Origin of the sequence: Mesonia aquimarina, assembly GCF_003667275.1 — a bacterium.
GTDB lineage: Bacteria > Bacteroidota > Bacteroidia > Flavobacteriales > Flavobacteriaceae > Mesonia > Mesonia aquimarina.
Genome location: NZ_RCNV01000014.1, coordinates 24,464 through 45,938, shown reverse-complemented (window position 1 = coordinate 45,938; position 21,475 = coordinate 24,464). Strand labels below are relative to the sequence as shown.

The 21,475-nt window shown below is 32.3% G+C and carries 19 protein-coding genes and 2 tRNA genes; 12 read left to right on the top strand and 9 right to left on the bottom strand.

The genetic code is table 11. The features are described 5' to 3' along the window. Nucleotide 1: 1 nt before the first annotated feature. Nucleotides 2-1,039 (bottom strand): hypothetical protein, encoded by a 1,038-nt coding sequence (locus D9R05_RS14585; RefSeq protein ID WP_162985006.1) that lies wholly within the window; start codon nt 1,037-1,039, stop codon nt 2-4. A 103-nt stretch (nt 1,040-1,142) separates the two neighbouring features. On the opposite strand from D9R05_RS14585, the gene proS reads away from it, so the two are divergent. The 4 genes from proS to rpsT all read left to right on the top strand — a co-directional run bounded on the left by proS (nt 1,143) and on the right by rpsT (nt 3,168). Continuing rightward, on the top strand, nt 1,143-2,621 hold the full coding sequence (gene proS, locus D9R05_RS14580; protein WP_121667967.1) for a proline--tRNA ligase: 1,479 nt from the start codon (nt 1,143-1,145) through the stop codon (nt 2,619-2,621). Nucleotides 2,622-2,698: 77 nt separating this feature from the next. Then, nucleotides 2,699-2,770, top strand: a tRNA-Glu gene (locus D9R05_RS14575). A gap of 45 nt (nt 2,771-2,815) precedes the next feature. Next, nucleotides 2,816-2,887, top strand: a tRNA-Glu gene (locus D9R05_RS14570). A 32-nt stretch (nt 2,888-2,919) separates the two neighbouring features. Continuing rightward, on the top strand, nt 2,920-3,168 hold the full coding sequence (gene rpsT, locus D9R05_RS14565) for a 30S ribosomal protein S20 (protein ID WP_121667966.1): 249 nt from the start codon (nt 2,920-2,922) through the stop codon (nt 3,166-3,168). 172 nt (nt 3,169-3,340) lie between these two features. Here the strand turns inward: rpsT and D9R05_RS14560 are convergent, their stop codons facing one another. Then, on the bottom strand, nt 3,341-5,266 hold the full coding sequence (locus D9R05_RS14560; protein ID WP_121667965.1) for a M1 family aminopeptidase: 1,926 nt from the start codon (nt 5,264-5,266) through the stop codon (nt 3,341-3,343). 113 nt (nt 5,267-5,379) lie between these two features. On the opposite strand from D9R05_RS14560, the gene D9R05_RS14555 reads away from it, so the two are divergent. From D9R05_RS14555 to D9R05_RS14540, 4 genes are all read left to right on the top strand, one after another. Next, a complete protein-coding gene (locus D9R05_RS14555; RefSeq protein WP_240463086.1) occupies nt 5,380-5,826 on the top strand; it encodes a thiol-disulfide oxidoreductase DCC family protein in 447 nt (148 codons plus the stop codon). Nucleotides 5,827-6,039: 213 nt separating this feature from the next. Next, nucleotides 6,040-6,348, top strand: a complete 309-nt coding sequence (locus tag D9R05_RS14550; RefSeq protein WP_121667963.1) for a phosphoribosylpyrophosphate synthetase — start codon at nt 6,040-6,042, stop codon at nt 6,346-6,348. Nucleotides 6,349-6,451: 103 nt separating this feature from the next. Next, nucleotides 6,452-6,949, top strand: coding sequence for a Dps family protein (locus D9R05_RS14545; RefSeq protein WP_121667962.1), 498 nt, complete (start codon nt 6,452-6,454; stop codon nt 6,947-6,949). A gap of 10 nt (nt 6,950-6,959) precedes the next feature. Continuing rightward, nucleotides 6,960-7,877: a mechanosensitive ion channel family protein gene (locus tag D9R05_RS14540; protein ID WP_121667961.1), complete on the top strand. Its 918-nt coding sequence runs from the start codon at nt 6,960-6,962 to the stop codon at nt 7,875-7,877. A gap of 313 nt (nt 7,878-8,190) precedes the next feature. On the opposite strand, the gene D9R05_RS14535 is transcribed toward D9R05_RS14540, so the two are convergent. Beyond that, complete coding sequence (locus D9R05_RS14535; protein WP_121667960.1) at nt 8,191-11,925, bottom strand: metallophosphoesterase; 3,735 nt, start codon at nt 11,923-11,925, stop codon at nt 8,191-8,193. A gap of 59 nt (nt 11,926-11,984) precedes the next feature. Between D9R05_RS14535 and D9R05_RS14530 the strand changes: the two genes are divergently transcribed. Further along, a complete protein-coding gene (locus tag D9R05_RS14530; RefSeq protein WP_121667959.1) occupies nt 11,985-13,169 on the top strand; it encodes a Pycsar system effector family protein in 1,185 nt (394 codons plus the stop codon). On the opposite strand, the gene D9R05_RS14525 is transcribed toward D9R05_RS14530, so the two are convergent. Beyond that, complete coding sequence (locus tag D9R05_RS14525; protein WP_121667958.1) at nt 13,161-15,530, bottom strand: GAF domain-containing protein; 2,370 nt, start codon at nt 15,528-15,530, stop codon at nt 13,161-13,163. The genes D9R05_RS14530 and D9R05_RS14525 overlap by 9 nt on opposite strands. 147 nt (nt 15,531-15,677) lie before the next feature. Between D9R05_RS14525 and D9R05_RS14520 the strand changes: the two genes are divergently transcribed. Then, nucleotides 15,678-16,802, top strand: coding sequence for a TlpA disulfide reductase family protein (locus D9R05_RS14520; protein ID WP_121667957.1), 1,125 nt, complete (start codon nt 15,678-15,680; stop codon nt 16,800-16,802). A 74-nt stretch (nt 16,803-16,876) separates the two neighbouring features. Here the strand turns inward: D9R05_RS14520 and D9R05_RS14515 are convergent, their stop codons facing one another. After that, the gene (locus D9R05_RS14515) at nt 16,877-17,554 is read right to left on the bottom strand and encodes an SIMPL domain-containing protein (RefSeq protein WP_121667956.1); all 678 of its coding nucleotides are present in this window, start codon (nt 17,552-17,554) and stop codon (nt 16,877-16,879) included. Between the two features lie 49 nt (nt 17,555-17,603). Beyond that, nucleotides 17,604-18,251, bottom strand: coding sequence for a rhomboid family intramembrane serine protease (locus D9R05_RS14510; RefSeq protein WP_121667955.1), 648 nt, complete (start codon nt 18,249-18,251; stop codon nt 17,604-17,606). A 407-nt stretch (nt 18,252-18,658) separates the two neighbouring features. Here D9R05_RS14510 and D9R05_RS14500 point away from each other — a divergent pair, with 407 nt between their 5' ends. Continuing rightward, a complete protein-coding gene (locus D9R05_RS14500) occupies nt 18,659-19,534 on the top strand; it encodes a lysophospholipid acyltransferase family protein (protein ID WP_121667953.1) in 876 nt (291 codons plus the stop codon). An 18-nt stretch (nt 19,535-19,552) separates the two neighbouring features. Continuing rightward, nucleotides 19,553-20,197, top strand: coding sequence for a hypothetical protein (locus D9R05_RS14495; protein ID WP_121667952.1), 645 nt, complete (start codon nt 19,553-19,555; stop codon nt 20,195-20,197). Here D9R05_RS14495 and D9R05_RS14490 read toward each other — a convergent pair. The 3 genes from D9R05_RS14490 to D9R05_RS14480 form a co-directional block, all read right to left on the bottom strand. After that, nucleotides 20,194-20,400, bottom strand: coding sequence for a helix-turn-helix transcriptional regulator (locus tag D9R05_RS14490; protein ID WP_121667951.1), 207 nt, complete (start codon nt 20,398-20,400; stop codon nt 20,194-20,196). The two genes, D9R05_RS14495 and D9R05_RS14490, sit on opposite strands and share 4 nt — an antisense overlap. Beyond that, complete coding sequence (locus D9R05_RS14485) at nt 20,390-20,881, bottom strand: hypothetical protein (RefSeq protein WP_121667950.1); 492 nt, start codon at nt 20,879-20,881, stop codon at nt 20,390-20,392. The genes D9R05_RS14490 and D9R05_RS14485 overlap by 11 nt, the downstream gene beginning before the upstream one ends. A gap of 105 nt (nt 20,882-20,986) precedes the next feature. Then, entirely contained in the window at nt 20,987-21,403 is a 417-nt protein-coding gene (locus D9R05_RS14480; RefSeq protein ID WP_121667949.1) for an MgtC/SapB family protein, read from the bottom strand. Nucleotides 21,404-21,475 lie beyond the last annotated feature (72 nt).

The following is a 21,475-nucleotide window of genomic DNA, read 5'->3' as shown; positions in this document are numbered from 1 at the left end:
ATTACCTTCTTCTTCCTCCAGAGCTTCTGGTGCCACTAGATCTCGAGCTACTACCGGAGCTTCTGGTAGAAGTACTTCTACTGGAAGAATTACTACGACTAGATCGTGTTGAAGATTGTGTTCTTGTTCTACTATTAGGAGAATAGGTTGAATTAGAATTATTAGATCTTCTGCTATTATTATAGAAGGTATTTCTGTTAGAATTATTACTTCTACGTGCGTTGTTATTGTATGATCTTGAAGATCTAGCGTTTACGTTGCTAGAATTTCTAACTCTGCTTCTTGAATTATTATAATCTACTCGTCTGTTTGAAGAACGATTAGCATTCACTGAACTTCTACTATTGTAGTTGCTACGTGTGTTAGCATTTCTATTGTAGCTACTTCTGTAATTTCTACTTTGGTTATGATACGCTACACGATAGTAGGGGTTGCGGTAGTTGTTATTGTAATAAGGGTTTCCGTAATAACCACCATATCCATAACCCCAAGAATTATAGTAACCTCCCCAGCCCCAGCCGACGTTCCAGCCACCGCCATAATAAGGTCCGTAGAATCCACCATAGTAACCACCGTACCAAGGTCTATAATAACCACCCCAGCCATAACCGTATCCATAACCCCACGGATTATAAAAACCAGTATCATAGTAGTTAACATTTACTGAAGTAGGATTACTCCCCCAAGAAGGATTTCCTCCGTTGTAGGTGTTATTATCGCCTTCGTAATAAACATCATTACTATTTGGTTGTGGACTAGACGAATATGAATCTACATCAGTAAATACATCATTCGTGTTATTATTGTCATTCTGCGCTTCTTCTATTTGCTCTCCTTGTTTAGAAAAATAATTTTCGTAATAGGAAGGTTCGTTATTATTCTCGGTATAATTTTCAGTTTCATTATCACTTTTTCCAGCAGCATAAATGCCATCATTATAGCTCGAATTTTCATAAGAACCACAAGAAGATAAAATAAGCGCAGCTGTAATTCCTGTAACTAAAATTGTGAACGAGGAAATTTGTTTAAACAGTTGCATATCTTGAGGTTTTTTATTGTTGAACATAAATCAAAAATACTTAGTTTTGCGCTAACTAAAAATTCATTAACATAAACACAACATTTGTGCCAAATCAGAGGTAATGAGTAAGAAGCTAACAGAAAGAAGTAAGGATTATTCAAAATGGTATAACGAATTAGTGGTACAGGCAGACCTGGCTGAAAATTCTGCGGTAAGAGGATGTATGGTCATAAAACCCTATGGTTACGCTATCTGGGAAAAAATGCAAGCTAAATTAGACAGTATGTTTAAAGCAACAGGGCATCAAAATGCATATTTTCCATTATTTGTACCTAAAAGTCTTTTTGAAGCTGAAGAAAAAAACGCCGAAGGTTTTGCTAAAGAATGTGCGGTGGTTACACATTATCGATTAAAAACCGATCCCGATGATGCATCTAAATTAATTGTAGATCCAGAAGCTAAATTAGAAGAAGAGTTAGTTGTAAGGCCAACATCCGAAGCTATCATCTGGAATACTTACAAAGGTTGGATTCAATCGTATAGAGATCTTCCTATTTTGGTAAATCAGTGGGCAAATGTGGTTCGTTGGGAAATGCGAACACGTTTATTTTTACGAACTGCAGAATTTTTATGGCAAGAAGGACATACCGCCCATGCTACTAAAAAAGAAGCACTTCGTGAAACTGAATTAATGAATGATATTTACGCTGAATTTGCTGAAGAATTTATGGCGATTCCTGTCATAAAAGGAAAAAAAACAGAACAGGAAAAATTTGCTGGGGCAGAGGAAACCTATTGTATTGAGGCTTTGATGCAAGACGGGAAAGCTTTACAAGCTGGTACATCTCATTTTTTAGGTCAAAATTTTGCCAAAGCTTTTGATGTGAAATATACCTCTAAAGAAGGTAAGCAAGAACTTGTTTGGGCAACGAGCTGGGGAGTTTCTACGCGTTTAATGGGTGCTTTGGTTATGACTCACAGTGACGATAAAGGCTTAGTTCTACCTCCGAAATTAGCCCCAAATCAAGTAGTGATTGTTCCTATTTATAAAAATGAAGATCAGTTAAAAGCAATCTCAGAAGTTGCAAATAAGTTAGCTAAAGATTTAAGAGCTTCCGGTATTTCTGTAAAGTACGATGATCGCGATACCCATAAGCCGGGTTGGAAATTTGCACAATATGAATTACAAGGAGTTCCTGTTCGTCTTGCTATTGGACCTAAAGACCTTGAAAAGGGGAGCGTTGAATTAGCGAGAAGAGATACCCTTACAAAAGAATTTATCGATCAATCTGAAGTAATTAATAAGGTACGGGCTTTAATGGTGGAAATTCAAGATACCTTGTTTCAGAAAGCACTTTCTTTTCGAGATCAGCATATTAGTGAAGTTGATACGTTTGATGACTTTAAAAAGGTGTTAAAAGAAAAGGGAGGCTTTATTTCTGCTCATTGGGATGGAACGTCAGAAACAGAACAAAAAATTAAAGAACTTACCAAAGCAACAATAAGATGTATTCCTTTTGATGGAAAACCGCAGGTAGGTAACTGTGTATTAACTGGTAAAGCATCTAAACAGCGAGTGCTTTTTGCAAAGGCATATTAAATTTTTTAAAAAAAGTATTTAGAAAGTTTGGAGCATTCAAAATAAGTATTATTTTTGCATCCGCATTTTAATAGCAAGGTCCGTTCGTCTAGGGGTTAGGACGCCAGGTTTTCATCCTGGTAACAGGGGTTCGAATCCCCTACGGACTACAAAGGATTTCAGGAGGAAATCATTTAATTGAAATAATGAGATTAGGTCCGTTCGTCTAGGGGTTAGGACGCCAGGTTTTCATCCTGGTAACAGGGGTTCGAATCCCCTACGGACTACTTTTTAAAATTAAGGAAACAAAACAAGGGTTATGGCAAATCATAAGTCAGCATTAAAGAGAATACGTAACAGTGAGACGAAACGTCTTAGAAATCGTTACCAACACAAAACTACACGTAATGCTATTAAGAAATTGAAAGGTGCAGAAAAGAATGAAGCTGAAAAAATGTTTCCATCTGTTGCTTCAATGATCGATAAGTTAGCAAAGAAAAATATTATACACGCTAATAAAGCGGCTAATTTAAAATCTAAATTAGCAAAGCACGTAGCGGCATTATAAGCTATTGAAAAATAGTATTTATTTTTAATTATTAGTGTTCAAAAAAATTGAGCCTCTTTTTTAAGGGGCTTTTTTTGTTGCCCAGTTTTTTTACTTTTTTGTAAAATTCAATGTAAAAAAACCTCGAGAAATTATTCTCGAGTTTTTTTTACATCAATTTTTATCAAATTTTCTACTTAACTATAAGTGTTTTATTTTCTTCTCCGTTATTGGTTATAATATTTACAAAATACAAGCCTGAAGCTAGTTCGGAAACAGAAATACTAGACTTAGGTTTTTTAATTTGTTTTATTTTCTGTCCCAGTGTATTATAAAATACAAGCTGTTTCACTTTTATCTCTGAAGGTATTTTTAAATTTAGTTGAGCAGAGACCGGATTTGGGTATAATATAACTTGGTTCTTGTTGGTTTTCTCAACTCGCAATACATCATTTCCTGTACTTATAATATCAAAATCAGGGTTTATTTCTAAGGCGGCAACTTCAAATCCAGGATTCTCTTGAAAAACCTCGCCATTTTGTGTATTCTCAAAAACATATTCCATTTCTTCGCCATTGGTACCGATAAGTTTCACAGGAACATTTGCTTCAAAAAAATCAACAGAGTTATGACTTTGTGATTGATTTAGCGTAATTGAAATTAAATTAGATTGATCTTGTTGGTATGTAACATCATAACTAGGATAACCTTCACTATATACCCAATCCTGAAAAAATTCCGTTAAGTTTAATCCGCTTTGCGACTCTAATTCATCTTTTAAGTTTTCCGTTTTTGCATAAGCATAACTCAAACTTGGGTTTGTTAAATAATTACGAAGACCTTGAAAAAAATCTTGATCGCCTAATTTTTCTCGTAACATATGTAAAACCATCGCTCCTTTATTATAAGAGAGTCGTTTGCTAAAAACTCTAGATACACTAGTGGTGTCTTGCGCAGGAATATAAACTGCCCCATCTGGCTCTGAGGTAATACTAAACACAATAGATTGACGCCAATTTTTAAACGACTGCTGTCCGTCTAAATCTTCTACCGTCATTCCCGTTAAATAGGTTGCAAATCCTTCATTTAACCAAATGTCTTGCCAGCTTCCGCAAGTTACTTTATTACCAAACCACTGGTGAGCTAATTCATGGGCTATTAAGCCACGATTAAAATTACCCATAAAAGATACCGTAGTATGTTCCATTCCACCACCCCAGCCAAATTGGGCATGACCATATTTTTCATCTGCAAATGGGTATTCTAAAAAATGAGAAGAAAAAAGGTTCATAATTGGCACTGTAACGGGTGTATCATTTTGTGCTACCGCTAAATTTTCAGGATAAACATAATTTACAATAGGAAAAGGATTTCCGTTATTAGGTACTTGATGAGAATACACTTCATAGTTTGTAATCGCAATTGCAATTAAATAAGCCGGAATTGGATAGCTATGCTGAAAATGAGTGGTTTTATCTCCATTATTGAGCACTTCAGAAATTTGAACACCGTTAGCTACGGCAATATTCTCATTTCCTTGCGAATTAATTTCAGGAGTGGTTATATACACATCTATATTATCTATTTTATCATTTAAATCTTGCTTACATGGCCACCACGCTTTAGCGCCATAAGGTTCTGACAAGGTCCAAATAATTTCATTTTGATTATGAAAAGTTTGCTCAAAAGAACCAAACCCAGAACTCACCGGATTTCCCGAGTAGCTTACAGAAAGTGAGTCTAAGGTACCTTGTGTTTGCGTCTGTGGAAGGTCAATTATTAATTCATCGCCTGTATGAGAATAGCTTAGCGAAACACCATCTTGCTCTACTCCGCTTACATTCATGTTAGAAGCCAAATCAAAAACTACTTCTGTTAAATCTTCTTTAGCAATAAAATATGATGTAATTTCTCCACTTATAAATGCTTGTAGCGGATCTACTTCTAACTCTAAACGATGATACGTGAGATCATAATTTGCTGTATTAGAATTAGTGCTGAAATTCATGCGAGCTTGCGCCGATTTTGATTCAACTTCAATCAACTCATCCATATTAAAAGATTGCGCCATAAGCTGACTAGAAAAAAGGCAAGCAAAAAAGTAAAGTATATATTTCATATTTTTATTTTTTGTTTAAAGATAGTATAAATCAATTGGTTAATAAAAGTGACTTTATAGTTACGTTTTTTTAAAGAATTCAGTTTCATATGTTTAAAAAGATAAACAAAACAATGTATACACCACAAAAACCTCACCTGATTTGGGATGGTAATTGCGGATTTTGTCATTATTGGAAAATTCGTTGGCAAAAAAAATTGAAAGGTGAAGTTGTTTTTGAAACCTTTCAAAATAAAGCTTCTTTTTTTGAAGATATTCCGCTTAAAGAATTTAAAAAATCGAGTAAATTAATTGATACTGAAGGTAGGGTTTTCAACGGACCCGATTCTGCTTATCGAATACTTTATCTTAGCGGACAATCTTTTTGGCACCAACTTTATCAAAATTCTAGTTGGTTTATGTTTTTAAGTGATCATGCATATAATCACATTGCCAAAAACAGAGGCTTTTATTTTAAACTAACAAAAATTATATGGGGTAAAAATCCTAAAAAGCCAAAACCTTATTGGTTATTTCACATCACGATTGGTATATTTTTAGTAGCTTATTTTTTTATATGAAATTAAAATATTTTCTTTACATATTAGCTGCCGGAATTACAATTTACGGAATTTTAACCGGAAAATTTCTATTCATTTTATTTGTGCTCCCACTAGGTCTATTAGGTTCGTGCGATAAAAATTAAACTTTTCCAAGTTAAACTTATATTAAACTAGTATGAGAATTTGCTCAGGAAATGCTTTCATAGTAATTTACTGTAAAAACTAAAAATCATGAAAGATTACGGTACGCTCTCAGAAGCTATTAATAAGTTAAAAGAAGAAGGCTACAGCCACGATTTTAATCTACTTGACGAGCATTTAGAAAACAAAAAAGATAAGGAACGCTATACCGCGAAAGAATTTGATGTTGATAAAGTTCTTCGATTTGAAGGAATGAGCAACCCAGACGATAACTCTGTATTATATGCCATAACAACTTCTAACGGAAAGAAAGGAGTCTTAACTGATGCCTATGGTGTGTATAGTGGTCAAGTTTCAAAAGAAATGATCGAAAAATTAAAAATTCATCCTGAAGCCTAATTATACAGGCGTTAAACTTATACTAAAGTAGATTTTTCATTTGATATAGATCAACTACTATTGTATTTTTGTATTGAAATTTAAAAAATAATAAATAAAAATTATGGAATATTTAAATTTAGACCGCGAAAAAACTTCACACACTGTAAAAGAATTAAATACGTTACTTGCAGACTATCACTTATATTATCAAAAATTACGTAATTTTCATTGGAATATTATTGGAAAAAGCTTTTTCGATTTACACGAGAAATTCGAAGAAATGTACGATGATGCTAAATTAAAAGTTGATGAGATTGCTGAACGTATTTTAACACTTCGTTACCAGCCAATTAGTAATCTATCTGATTATTTGAACAATTCTAATGTGGAAGAATCTCCTTCTGAAATTACCGATACCGAAATGGTAAAAACACTTTTAAAAGATCACGGTACGATTTTAAAACAGATGAGAAAAGTGGTTGAAGCCGCTGATGCTGCTGGAGATGAAGGTACTATTGATTTAATTGGAGCTTACATTAGAGAACTAGAGAAAACTAGTTGGATGTTAGACGCCTGGGTAATGAAAACAAAAGAAACACATAAAGCAGTACAAGCCTAAGTTATAACAAATGTTAGAAGATTTTGACTTAGGAAAATCCGTTCAAGGGATATGGGATAAAATGGCAGATTGGCTTGATGCCATAATTGTAAATTTACCTAACTTTTTATTGGCTATTGTTGTATTTATTATATTTATAATAATAGCCAAATATATTGGTAAAGGCTTCGATAAATTATTTTTAAGAAGAGGAATACAGCATTCTATCAGGCAAATAACGGTAAAAATAATTAAGGTTATTGTTATTGCAATCGGCTTTTTTATCTCCTTAGAGTTACTAAACCTTGACAAAATGTTAACCACAATCCTTGGTGCTGCCGGAGTTGTTGGTTTAGCTATAGGTTTAGCACTTCAAGGAACACTAAACAATACCTTCTCTGGAATAATCCTAAGTTTTCTTCCTGAAATCCAAATACATGATTGGGTAGAAACTAATGGCTATGCAGGAGAAGTACTTGAAGTAAATTTAAGGAATATTATTATTAAAGAATCTGATAATAATCACGTAGTTATACCCAACTCGATGATTGTTGAAGATACGTTTAAAAACTTTTCAAGAACTTCTAGATCTCGGGTTATGTTAGATATAGGTGTTGGTTATGAGAGTGATTTAGAAAAAGTTCAGCAAATAACAACTGATGCTGTTAAAAAACTATTTAAGCAGGAACACGGAGAAGAAGTTGAGTTTGCATATACTGAATTTGGCGATAGTTCCATTAATTTTGTTGTACGTTTTTGGACTGATGTAAATCGACAAAAGGATATTTTAATGGCTAAGCATAAAGCAATTTTAGCGGTTAAAAAGGCCTTTAACGAAAATGATATCAACATTCCATTCCCTATCAGAACATTGGATTTTGGAAAGAACAAATTTAGATCTGAGCAATTAGAAATTGTTTCGATGCAAAAGAATAAAAAAGAAGAATAAAATTAATTCCCAACTAAAAAATCACAATATAAAATTATCGGGATTTTTTGTATGCAGTAGCTACACTTTATTTTCTATAATTGTACTTCTAACGGATAAATTTAATTTTGAATAAAATTTATCTGTTACAATTTTAATCTCAATAGCAAAAAAATTGTGTGCTTAAAGAAATTTAAACTTTAGTTTTTCCAGCGCTTTTCTAAGATCTCTACCAATTCTTAAACTTCAATTAAAATTCAGGTAATTTCACGATGAGAAATTACTGAACCAGTATAGTTTATGATTTAGTTATCAATATTTAATTTTAATACTTTTAGAATCTGAAACCAAAACCAAAACTAAATCGCAAGCCATCTTCTCCGTGAAATAGATTAAAAGTTCCATTAATGGCTTCTGCACTGTTTAACCAAAATCCACCACCATAATCATTATGGTAACGTCTACTATCATCACCATCTAACCATACTCTACCCAAATCTCCTCCGGCAAAAACGCCCAATTGAAAAGGTAAAAAAGCAGTTTTAAATTGTGCAATACTGTAACGGATATCAGCTCCAAAAGCTAAAGCACTTTCTCCGCTAAAACGTTGATTCCTATAGCCGCGCAAACCGGTATCCCCTCCTAATTGAGCCGCTTGATAAAATTCATAATCGTCTCCTAGATTTACCTGCGACTGTACTTGTGTTCTCAAAACCCATTTTCTATTGGTAGAAATAGCGTTGTAAAATTCTAAGGATGGATGAATATAACCATAATAACGATCAGGATCTTTTGTATTCATTTTTCCACCAACAGTCAAGTTAAAATCCATTCCTTGTGTTGGGTTTAAAACATCATCATAACTTTCATAACCATATGTAGCTTGCAAACCGGCAAAATATTTACGCTCATAAAAATCTTCCGTATCGGGTACAAAAGCTTCATCTAAAAATCTTCCGTCTGTGTCCTCAACCTCTACTGCTTCAAAAGATGCGATATAACTAAAATAACTTCCATACGGACTTCTTTTCACTAATCCTATGTCAGTACCAATTCTGCTGATTTTCACACGATTATAATCAAAACCCTCTCCTAATTCCTGTTCCGGATTAATAGTTTCATTTCCATAACCAAAAAAGTTTCGAGCAAAATTTGGGCTTGTAAAATGAGCACCCACTTCTAAATTATAATTACCGACTATACTGGCAAAGTTTCCACTATATTCAAAATCAAATCCTTTAGTTGCGAAATAATAACCCGCACGAAATTTATGCTGTGCAGTAAATGGATTTCTTTTAAATCGGTTTATAGTAAATACATTTTGTAAACCGATTTTAAAACCATCATCTGGATTATAGCCAATTCCTGGAACAATTACATTGGTATTGAAAATTCTTTTATCCTTATTATAAATATTTTGCTCATAACGATCTGATAATCTAATTTTTGCTGAACCTGCTTCTTCAAAAGTATTGGGCTTTGATTGATGATCGTATACTTTTAGCTTTTTTCCGTTAGTGATTTTATAAATATCATTGTTTTGTCCACCGATAATTCTCATAAATATATAATCGTTTCCTTTTCCAGAAACACTAATTTCATCGTCATCATCTAATGCATACAACCAAATTTCTTTGGTGTCTTTTTTATCGTAAGTTTTAACACTTACTAAACCATCTCTTTTCCCGTCCTTATTTCGCCAAATTTCAATTTTAGTTTTTCCATCTGGTAGTCTTGTTACATCTAAAAAATCGTCTTTATCAGTCGCGGTTATAATCGCTAGTTTTGCAAAATGTTTATAATAGCGTTCTGTTATATCAACAATTCTATCGCGCCTCCCTTTTACTTTTTTTATTAACTCATTAGTTGACTCTCCTTGAACTTCTTCAGGCATTTTACTAAAGGCCTCTTCTATAACCTCATCGGTAATATTTTGTTGAACAAATTCTGCTTGTTTTATCCATTCTTCTTTTCCCTTATTTTGAATTAAAGCTCGATCTAACCCAAGTCCTGCTGTATTGAACCACTCTAAATCTGTTAAATTTTCATCATACTTACTAAACTGTTTAGCAAATCCGGCTAAACCTCGAAGCGTTGCAAAAAAAGCACCATCGAAATTTGAAAAAACCTGATCGCGATCTCTTGGAATTGGTTTAAAAGTATGCGTACCATCTTCGTTTTCGAATTCTGCCCAACGCCACTGATCTTTATGGCGATCCCAATCGCCAATTAACATATCAAAAACACGCGCTTTTATATATTCACCCTCATCCAAATTATATTTTTCATCTCTCCGTAAGCGATCAAAAAGCCCCTCGGTACTCTGAATATCGTGATTTGGAGAACCAAAAAATTCAGCATCTTTCCAATGCTCTTCCGGTCGTTCAACAATCATATATAATTCATCTCCGAACGTGCTATTATATTTTTCTAAAGCACGTTGTTTCGGCATATAAATTACTTTCGGGTTGGTATGATAAACACTTATCGCTTCAGAAAGTGTCGGAATAGCTAAAAAAGCATACGGATGTGAAGCTGTATAAAAATCTCTTATAGCACTTTCTGCAAGCGTATTTTCAAATTTTTGCTCTACTTTTTTATCTTTAAAAGCAACTGTTTGTATAAATTGAACAGCGCTTTTTTGTAAAGCTCTAATATTATACTCTCGTTTTTGCTTATCACGCACTCGAATAGATCTGGTTTGGTGTCCACCGCCTTCTCGTAAAACTTCTAACCCACCATATAAAGTATCTAAAACAGCAACATCTGCTTTAATTTTAGTGCCGTATAATTTTCGATAATGATCGCCCCAAACACTTTCATATACGTCTCCTTTTTCAGTTTCTTCGTATTCATAAATTGAAGCCTCGATTTGCTTAGGTAGTTTTATTTCTTTCGGAAGTTTATTTATGTCATAAGTTCTGGGTCCACTAAATACTTCTTTTTGAAACAATAATTTTGGTTTATTTTCTTCACTTGCGTAAAAACTCACCCAAGAAGAACCATCTTTAAACACATCATAGATTGCAAAACCTTGACCTGGATAAGCAAAAACACCATCATTTCTTAAACTTGCAAAACTAGCTTTTGAGCCAGACCCGGATACAATTTGCCTAATACTATCGTGCTCAACATATTGTAAATTATGCTCGTGTCCAGAAATATAAACCACTCTATGGTAATTTGATGAAAGCGTTTCTAAGCGTCTTACCAAAGATTTGTAGCGTTCATTTTGTTTATCTTGAATTGAAACTCCTCCAGTTGTTCTAATGAGCATGGCTAAAGAACCTAAAATTGGCATCGGTAATTTTCGCTGCGAAGGATATAAATGTCGATCAAAATGATAATTACCCCCATGAACTCCGTTAGTATACATTGGGTGATGCATTGCAATTACAACTGTTTTATTCTGACTTTTTTTGAGTTCGGTTTCAATTTCAGTAAATACTGCTTCTCTTGTTTTTCGCTCCGGACAATTATCATTTATTGTCGGGTTAGTATCCCAATCTTCTAAATACCATTGTGAATCTATGATAATCATCGTAATATCATCAGTGATATCACGAATAGCCAAGCCACAACCCGGAACTGGGTCCCAAATATTTTCTTTATCCTTTAACTTACTTTTAATATATTCTGCTTGGTCTTCTACACCATCAATCCCGTTGGCATACCAATCGTGATTGCCAGGAATAAATAAAACTTCACCATCAAAATTTTCTAAAGCATCTAATTGTGCGTCAATTCTATATTCTGCTTGCAAACGCCCTGGATCATTTTCATCAGGCATCCCGACGGGGTAAATATTATCACCCGGAAAAATCACATAAGAATTTTTAGTTTCAACAGAGTCTAAAAAATTTTTAAAAGCTTGTAACCCGCTTGAAGAACCACCAGGTTGCGAATAGCCTGCGTCACCTATTACAAAAAAGCGTTTATCGATTTCTTTATCAATGGGAAAATCAAAATCTTCTGTTGCTTCTCCTTCTTTATATTTAGGATCAAATGTGGCGCAAGAAGCCAAAATTACTATTGTTAAAACTGTTAGAAGTATGTTATTTTTATTCATAGGAATTAATTCATCGTCGTTTTTTTGTATTTTGCTTATCGTAAAAACAACAAAACTTTATGGATAATATTCTTGAGAGAACAGATAAATTTGTATTGAACCTTTTTAAGGAAAAGCTCCCAAATACCTTCATTTATCATAACTACAATCACACGCAACGTGTGGTTAAAAGTACTAAAGAATTAATTGAAAATTCTCAAATTAATGTTAAAGAAGAAAAGGTACTATTGCTAGCTGCTTGGCTTCATGACACGGGTTACATAGTTGCCAAAGACGGTCATGAATTAGAGAGTTCTAAAATTGCCGAGGATTTTTTAAAAGAGCAAAATGAAGATCAAGAAATTATAGATGAAGTAAAACGCTGCATTTTAGCAACTGAAATGAATGCAGTTCCTCAAGATAAATTAGAAGAAATTATTAGGGATGCAGATTCTTCTCATTTAGCAAAAGATTATTTTGAAGAAACTACAGAGTTTTTACGTCAAGAATTAAAACTTCACGGAGTTTGTTATTACAACCCCAATGAATGGATTCAAGAAAATATTAATCTCTTTACGGAAAAACATAAGTTTTATACAGATTATGCAGCCAAAGAATGGCGTCCCAAAAAAGATGAAAACCTTTTATCTCTTTTAAAAAAACAGAAAAAGAAAAAGAAAAAATTAGAAAAAGAAGAAACTAAAGCAAAGTTAAAAGCAAAATATAAAAGTCAGAATCCGGATCGTAGCAGGCAAACTATTTACAGAACGACTTTACGAAACCACATAAAACTGAGTGATATTGCTGATACTAAAGCTAACATTTTACTTTCGGTAAATGCTATTATCATTTCCTTAGCTTTGGCTAACATCATCCCAAAATTAGATGCAGATTCTAATCGACATTTAATGATTCCTACACTTGTACTGGTCTGTTTTAGTGTCGCATCAATTATACTTTCTATTATGTCTACACGACCAAATGTTACAACTGGTGAGTTTACAAGAGAGCAAGTAAAAAAGAGAAAAGTGAACATTCTCTTTTTTGGTAATTTTCATAAAATGCCTTTTGACCAGTATAATTGGGCGATGAATGAAATATTAGACGATCAAGATTATATGTACGAAGCCTTAACCAAAGATTTATACTTACTAGGTGTGGTACTTAACCGGAAGTATAAAATTTTACGTTGGACCTACACTATTTTTATGACCGGCTTAATAATTTCTGTTATCAGTTTTGTTATTGCCTTTTGGTCAATGTAGTTCTTCCATTAAAGCTTCATAGGTAAAGGTTTCTTTATCATCTGTATCTTCTTTATGATAAAGAACCTCTACCCGTATTGCTTTTAGACCTACTACTCCTTGAACATCTTCAAGCTCTAACAGCTCTACATTTTCTCCTATATAATTTTTACTCTGTAAATATTTAATATAGCGTAAGTATTCTCGCTGATCTGATTTTTGAGAATATATAATAGCAATTTTTCCCTTCTGCGTAATTCGCTCTTCGGTACCTTTTACATAAGCTTTATCGATACGCTTTTTGATAATTTCATAACGCGCATTATAAGTCCCATCTACATCAAACTTTTTTTCATCCATTCGGTAACGGATTGATAGAGTTGAATTGAACACCAAAATTAACGACGCTGCATCTAATTTTAATGGCATATCTTTTTGAATGTGATAAAACTTATTTTCCATTTCACACATTATCTGCAATTGCCATAAACGTAAATTATACAAATAGACTTTACTAAAAGTTCTATTTTTAGTCATTTCTTCGCCTATATAAATATTGTGATCTACTCCATCGGTTTTATAGCGTTCAAAATAATGTGGGAAAATTTTTTGCGCATCAATTTGTTTTCTGTCTATAAAACGCGATAAAGTTCTATTGATTCGCTGTACAGTATCGTCATAATTTTTTCTTTCACTATAAATTACGCCACTACTAGGATCCATACATTCGCTGTATTTATCAATCTTTCTTCTCAGCTTGCGAGATTGTTTTTTTAAGTGCTGCATCATCGGTTTTATTTCCTTAAAAATAAAATTGATAATGCGCTGCTCACTAGAAGCGTTTAAGTTGTCTTTTAAATTTTCACTGAATTCATTTACTCTAAATTTTACCTGCTCATAAATAGGTAATTCTTCAATTTCCATAGCATCATCAATAATTTTTGTAATCATGCCTAATTGTTGAAGTAAATCTTTTTGAATTGCCTTATTTCGTTCATCTGAAGAACCTACAATATCAATTTGTCCGTATAATGGATAAATATCTTTAAAAGCAATATCTCTAAAGGAAGAAACCCCATCATTATCTAAATCTTTGATGTAGCGTTTTGCTTCTTCTTCAAAAACCCAAAGGACACTTGGATGTATAGAGGTACACTCACTTTGAATTACTGCTTTTACTCTGTTTTCAAACTCTGCTGTATTTCGTTCTACTGCAGTAGTTATATAAGGTAAAATATCTTCTAATTTTACCGCGTTAATATTATTTAGTTCATTTTTTCGGTAAGAAACCAGCTCTAAAACTCCTAAAAGCTCATCGTTTTTTGCCATTGGAGCTAGAATACAACTTTTTACTTCATTTGTTAATAAAGTTTCAGAGAGAAGGTTATGATTGGTTTTTAGTGCATAATCTTCTACATTCGCAATAGTAAAATATTTATGATTTTTTAAAAGCGATTTAAACGCATTCTTACATAAAACCTCTTCGCAATCACATTCTTTTTCATTATTTAGAATGAAGCTTTTTACTTTTCCTTTTTCCATTTTATAGAAAGTGGTTTCACTCTTATCGAACATGGTAAAACCAACCCGAAGATCTGGTATTTTATAAATAGATCTAAAAATATTGACCAGACTTTGTATATTTTCTTCATCTGGAATTCTATTATTGATGAGTTGGGTTTTTAAATCGGAAATACCATCATCTACGGTAACATCGGTAAGGTTGAGAATTACAAAACCTTTAAATATCCAACTCTGTGGCGGAAATTTTTCTCTCCATAATTCTATATCATCTGTATTTTGAATTAACTTATCAATGTCTTTATCTGATAGTTCTATGGCTTTATCTGTAGGTTCAAAACTTACAAAATCTGCATTTACAGCTAACCTGTAGTGATGCATAATGCCGTTTTCATCCGGAATATCTATATAAAACGGTCTTGTAAAGTCTACTTCATGACCAAAATATTGATTCAATATTAAAATACATCCGTATACATAATCTAAATCTGGACTTAGATTTCTTACACTAAATTTGTAGTCCTTTCCTGCTTTCTCTAAAATCTCATCAAAACGTTTAGAAGAATTGAAGATGAAATTATTGCGTGGTGTTGAAGCTGCTTTAATTTCGTTATTTGTTAATACATTCGGAAAAAGATCATCTAATAAAATCTCGATGGTTTTATTATGTTTATTTAAATCTTCAACATTATCTATCCCCGATTCTAGTTGTGGGTAATCTTCTATATACGCCAGCATTTTCTCAAGATAATCTTTGGTAATAGGTTTTTCTTCTGTTTTAATTCGCTCTCGATAAGCATCGATTACTTTTTTAAAACTGATTTTTACTTGAAATGGAAAATCTGTATTCTTATTTATCATTATTCTTTTCAATTAAGTAACGAAGACAAGTTAGCCTATTGCGGAGCGTTGGCAAATATTGTTTTTAAATATTAACAATATTTTAAATTTTTAGGGGTATAAAGCCATATAAGTTATTTATTTTTGCAAAAAACAGAATTATACATAATGAAAAAAATAAGTCTTATTTTACTGGCTGCACTAGCCTTTTCGTGTCAAGAGAAAAAAGAACAAACTCCCGGCATTACGGCAAACATAGATAATGTAGCAGATGGAACAAAAGTATATTTAGCTAAACTTGGAGAGAATGGTCAGCCCGTTGCTCAAGATACGGTAGAAGTTCAAAAAGGGAAGTTTCAGTTAGATTTACCTGAGACAGATTTTCAAACCTTGAACGTACTTACGATAGAAAACTTAAATAGCAATGTACTTTTCATCAACGAAAATGAAGCATTAAAAGCTACCATCTACAAAGATAGCTTACGTTCTTCAGAAATTACCGGAGGAAAAAACAATGCTTTATTTGCTGAATATGTAGACCACTTAATTAAGCAATCAAAAAAAATACAAAAACTTCGAGAACAATTTCAAGACCCGCAAATGCGCCAAAACCCGGCGATAGTTCAAGAGGTAAGAACGAAACAACAGAAAATAACAGAAAAGGATGCTGAGTTTAGAAAACAACTCATCAATGAAAATCCAAATTCATTGGTTTCAATTCTAATTCTATCTGATATTATGAAGATGAAAATGCTTCCTGCCAATGAAATGGGCGAAATGTACGCCGGTCTTTCTGAAGAAGTTAAAAATAGCATTCCTGGTAAAGAAGTAGAAAAGTTTTTAGAAAAAGCTTCTAAAACCGCTATTGGCAGTAAAGCACCTAACTTCTCTGCGCCAACACCAGATGGAGAAATGCTTTCATTAAAAGATGCGATGGGAAAAATTACGATTATAGATTTTTGGGCATCTTGGTGTAAGCCTTGTAGAATTGAAAATCCTAATGTGGTAAAAGTGTATAATAAATATCACGAAAAAGGATTAAATATTATTGGTGTTTCTTTAGACAAGCCAAATCAAAAAGATAAATGGTTAAAAGCCATTAAAGATGACAATTTAACTTGGCAACATGTTTCTAACTTACAGTTTTGGAGAGATCCTATTATTAAAAACTATAATGTAAGCTCTATTCCTGCAACATTTGTTTTAGATGAAAATGGCGTTATTATCGCTAAAGATGTTAGAGGAAATGCTTTGGAAGAAAAAATGGCTGAGTTATTTGCTGAAATAGAATAAATCAACAATTTTACTTTATAAAAAAAGCGATCTAAAAATTTAGATCGCTTTTTTTATGATTTGCTTTCAGTGTATTAATTCAAAATAAATCCAACCTGCACACTTACGCTTATTGTTTTTTCTCCAACTGCAATGCTTTGTCCTTCTGAAGATTCTCCACCGGCATCCATACTTTTAAATAAAATTGGTCCTGAAAAACTAGCATTGTTTTCGCTTACATAAAAAGCTTTTCCTACAGATTGCCCAAGTGCTTTAGCATATTCTTCAGCTTTACTTCTAGCATTTTCAATCGCTTTTTTTCTTGCCTCGGCTTTTAATTGTTCTTCTTTAGAGCTCTCAAAACTCACACTATTTATCGCATTGATTCCGGAAGACATTAAGCCGTCCATTATTTTTTCATAGTCATTTATATCTTCTAATAAAATGCTGAGGCTTTGATAAGCTCTAAACTCATATTTATTTAATTGATGATGATAAGCTTTTCCCAGATGAATATATTCAGTTTGAATATTTTTTTCGGCAACACCTTCTTGTTTTAAAAATTTGATCACCTCATTAATATCTGCATCTACTTCATCTTTTACGGTATTAGCAGAATTTCCGCTATATTCTGACCGGACATTTATAATCACTTGATCTGGAACAACGTTTACGCTCCCCTTTCCTGTTACATTAATTCCTTTTGAAGTAGTTTCTTGCGCAAAAATTACTGAAGTTGCACAAAATAAGATTAATAAAAATAGTTTTTTCATCGGTTAATAATTTTAAGTTCGATGAAAGTTACTCAAAAAGAATACCAACTTAAATTTTGCCGGTTTGTTTTAAGATAAATAAAACAACAATAGGTATTAGTAACAAGCCTACCATTAATAAATGTTCTTGAAAAACCCAGGGGGCAAAAAACATGGTTATAAAATAACCGCCCATTGCGCCGCCAAAATGTGCGTCATGACCAATTTGATCGTTTTGCGCTTTCATTCCGTAAATTGAATATAACAGATAACCTATTCCAAAAATATAAGCAGGAATCGGGATAAAGAAAAACAGCCCTAGCATCATATCTGGGCGTAGTAAAATTGCTGAATATAAAACCCCCATAACTGCACCACTTGCGCCAACGGCTGAATAAAAAGGTTCGTCTTTATGAAAGAAAAGTGTAAATAAATTTCCTAAAAAAAGACTACCAAGATAGGTTAAAATAAATGCAAGAATTCCGCCATGAAAAATCACAACGTTAGCAAAAAAATAGAGCGTTAGCATATTCACAAATAAATGGGTAATATCTACATGTAAAAAGCCAGAAGAAATCATACGCCAATACTCTCCGCGTTGAATAGCACTTATACTAAACTTATACTTATCAAAAAAAAGTTGATCGTTAAATCCTTTAAATGAAATAATTCCATTTATAGCAATTACTATAATTGTAACCAATGCTAAGTTTCCCATAGTCAAATTTGTTAACATTCAAATATACCATATCTTTACACAAATTTTATTATTCTCCATGCAAAGATTGGTTTACCTACTCTCCTACCCTTTTTTTTTATGGTTCAATTATATATTTCTTGATTGGCTTTCATATCTAACTTATTTTTGTATTCACAAATTTATTGGTTATCTAAAAAAAGTAGTACATAAAAACTTGATCGTAACTTTTACTGAACAATATTTAGCGGAAGTTAAAAAAATCAGCAACAAATTTTATCACCAATTTTTCGATGTTTTTTCACCAATAGAACAAAGAATCAAAAATTTTTATGGGCTCATAAATATGAAACAGCTTATTACATAAAAAGTGGTTTAAGAACAATATTTATACTGATAAAAATTTATATTTGAAATAATTATTTTTTATGAAAAAAGCCGTATACATTTTAGTTTATCCTCTATTGTGGTGTATTTCAAAACTGCCTTTTCCTTTATTTTATTTGGTTTCAGATATTTTTTATGTCCTCTTTTATTATATAGTCGGTTACCGAAAAAAAGTGGTTAGAGAAAATTTAGTCACCGCTTTTCCCAAAAAATCAAAAAATGAGCTTAAAAAAATAGAAAAAGCCTTCTACAAACATATGTGCGATATGTTTTTGGAGATGATAAAAACCCTTTCCATTTCTAAAAAAGAATTAAAAAAACGATTTGTTTACACTAATATCGAAGCCTTAAGTGAACTCGAAAAAAAGAGTAAAGGCGTAATTGTTATGTGTGGTCATTACGCTAGTTACGAATGGGCAACAGCAATTAATTTTTACGAAACTTACAATAAAGGCTACGCTATTTATAAAAAAATAAAGAACCCATATTTTGATAAACTCATAAAAGATATCCGCGCAAATTTAGGCACCACACTCATTAGCAGTAAAGAAGTAATTCCAACAATGTTACGCAATATGCGCGATCAACAAAAAAGCAGTTATTATATGATTGCTGATCAATCTCCTAAAAAAGGAAACCAAAAACATTGGATAAATTTTATGGGAAAAGAAGTTCCTGCATTTGTAGGTTCTGAGGCCATGGCTAAAAGATTAGGTTTTGCAGTGCTGTATTTACACGTAGAAAAAGTGAAACGCGGTTATTATGAAGCAAGCTTACTTCCGCTAGCTGAAAACGCAAAAAACTACGAAGATTTTGAGATAACCGATAAATTTTTTCAGCAATTAGAAGTACAAATCAATAAAAAACCGGAGTATTATTTATGGACTCACAAACGTTTTAAGCATGCCAGAAATTAATTTGAAGATTTCACAACTATGAAATTAAGTCACCGTTTTTATAACTTGTCTTCTTTTCAAAAAAGAGTCTATTTTTTTAGCATCATTTTTTTATTACTTATTTTTTTGGTTCTCTTCAGTATAGTTGTTTTTTACTATCAGCTTTATATTTCTTTTTTAGGTTTTCCAATAACACTTTCCATTTTTGCACCATTTATAGATGTACCCTCTGGAGTGAAGCAAAATAAATTACAGTACCTATCTCCGCTTTGCTTAATGGAAAATAAGAATGATAAAATTTTTATACATGGCGGAACTTTATTTGATTATCTCTTCGTTTTGCATAAAAGAATACCACCGGCTCAACGAAAAAAAATAATCTTAAAGCAATTTGCTGAAGGACTATTACACTTAATTGAAACCGAAAAAGAAGCCACAAAAATTGAAGCAACTACTTATATCTTAAATAAACGTACTGCCAAAAAAATGGGCTTTTCAATTGCCGCACCAACTTTTATTCAACAACTTATTTTAAGCTACAATTATATTCTATTATTGATTTCAAAAAGCTATGCTGCTGGAAAATTAAGTTTTCCGAAACTTTCAGCTACAAAAAAACTCACATCAGATGTTGAGAGTTTAAAGAAAAATAAAGCTTTTTTAAAGCGAATTTCGAGTGATTAATTCCAATCTGTTTCTTCCAATTCAAATATAGAATTTACATCAGTTTTAAAAACCTGAGCTATTTTTAATGCTAAAACTGTAGATAAATTATATTTACCAGATTCTATAGCATTTATGGTTTGCCTACTTACCTGAACTAATTCAGCTAGTCGAGCCTGTGTCATATCGTTTTTTGCTCGTTCTACTTTTAATTTATTCTTCATCAGTAACCAGTTTTTTCATTCTATAAGAAGCCCAATGAAAACGAATGATAAAAAATAATAAAACCGTAAACATATTAAAAATCATTACCCAAAAAAAAGGAGTTTCGTAAACAAACAAAATAGCAATTAACAAAATAAAATAATTGCAATAGGTTGCCCAAATTAAGGATTCTACTCTAATTTTTGAGATAAACTCATCTTCTATTTTTTGTTTAGAAAATGCAACCAACAATCCTCCTATTATTAATAATAAACAAATTAATTCATCAAAAAAATTAGTCTTATAAAGTGTGAAAAATTTTGAATTTGCACCACCAAGGTTTACAGTAAATTCATCTACAACTAATGCAAAAACTTTAGTATCAAAAAATTTAGGAGAATCATATCCACAACAATAAATAATCCCTAATCCAATACCTATTAAAAATATAATCCATCCCCATTTTTTAAATGAGTTAGGTAATAAATAATTTGTCTTCATAAATCATAAAATTAAAAATGCATTACAAATGTAAATTTAATTTTACTTTATGACAAGTTTGCTTTACATTTTCGGTTAAATGATATCCAACTTGAATATAAATATTTATTCTTTTCCGATTTTATGATCAAAAAAACCAAAAATAAAATTTACTGCTATAATTAAAATAGTAACCGCAGCTACTTCAAGATACATTTCAACGGCAGCAAGGCAACCTAAAGCCGCACAACACCAAACCGTTGCAGCGGTAGTTAACCCATGTATATTTGCTCCTTTACGGACAATAACACCGGCTCCCAGAAAACCAATACCGACAACAACTTGACTTAGAACGCGGGTAATATCGACTCCAAATTGATGTTCGAATTTTAGAGAAATAAGCATAAATATTGCTGCCCCAACAGAAACTAAAGCATTAGTCTTTAAGCCTGCATTTTTATTTTTAAATTCTCGCTCTAAACCAATCAGTAAACCTGAAATTAAAGCAACTAACACGGGAATCATAAAATCTAGAAAAGCCATAATTACAATTCTTTTCTTAAAAATAGCTATATTTTTTTTCTAAAAAAATGCATTTTTTACTAAACTTTCTAC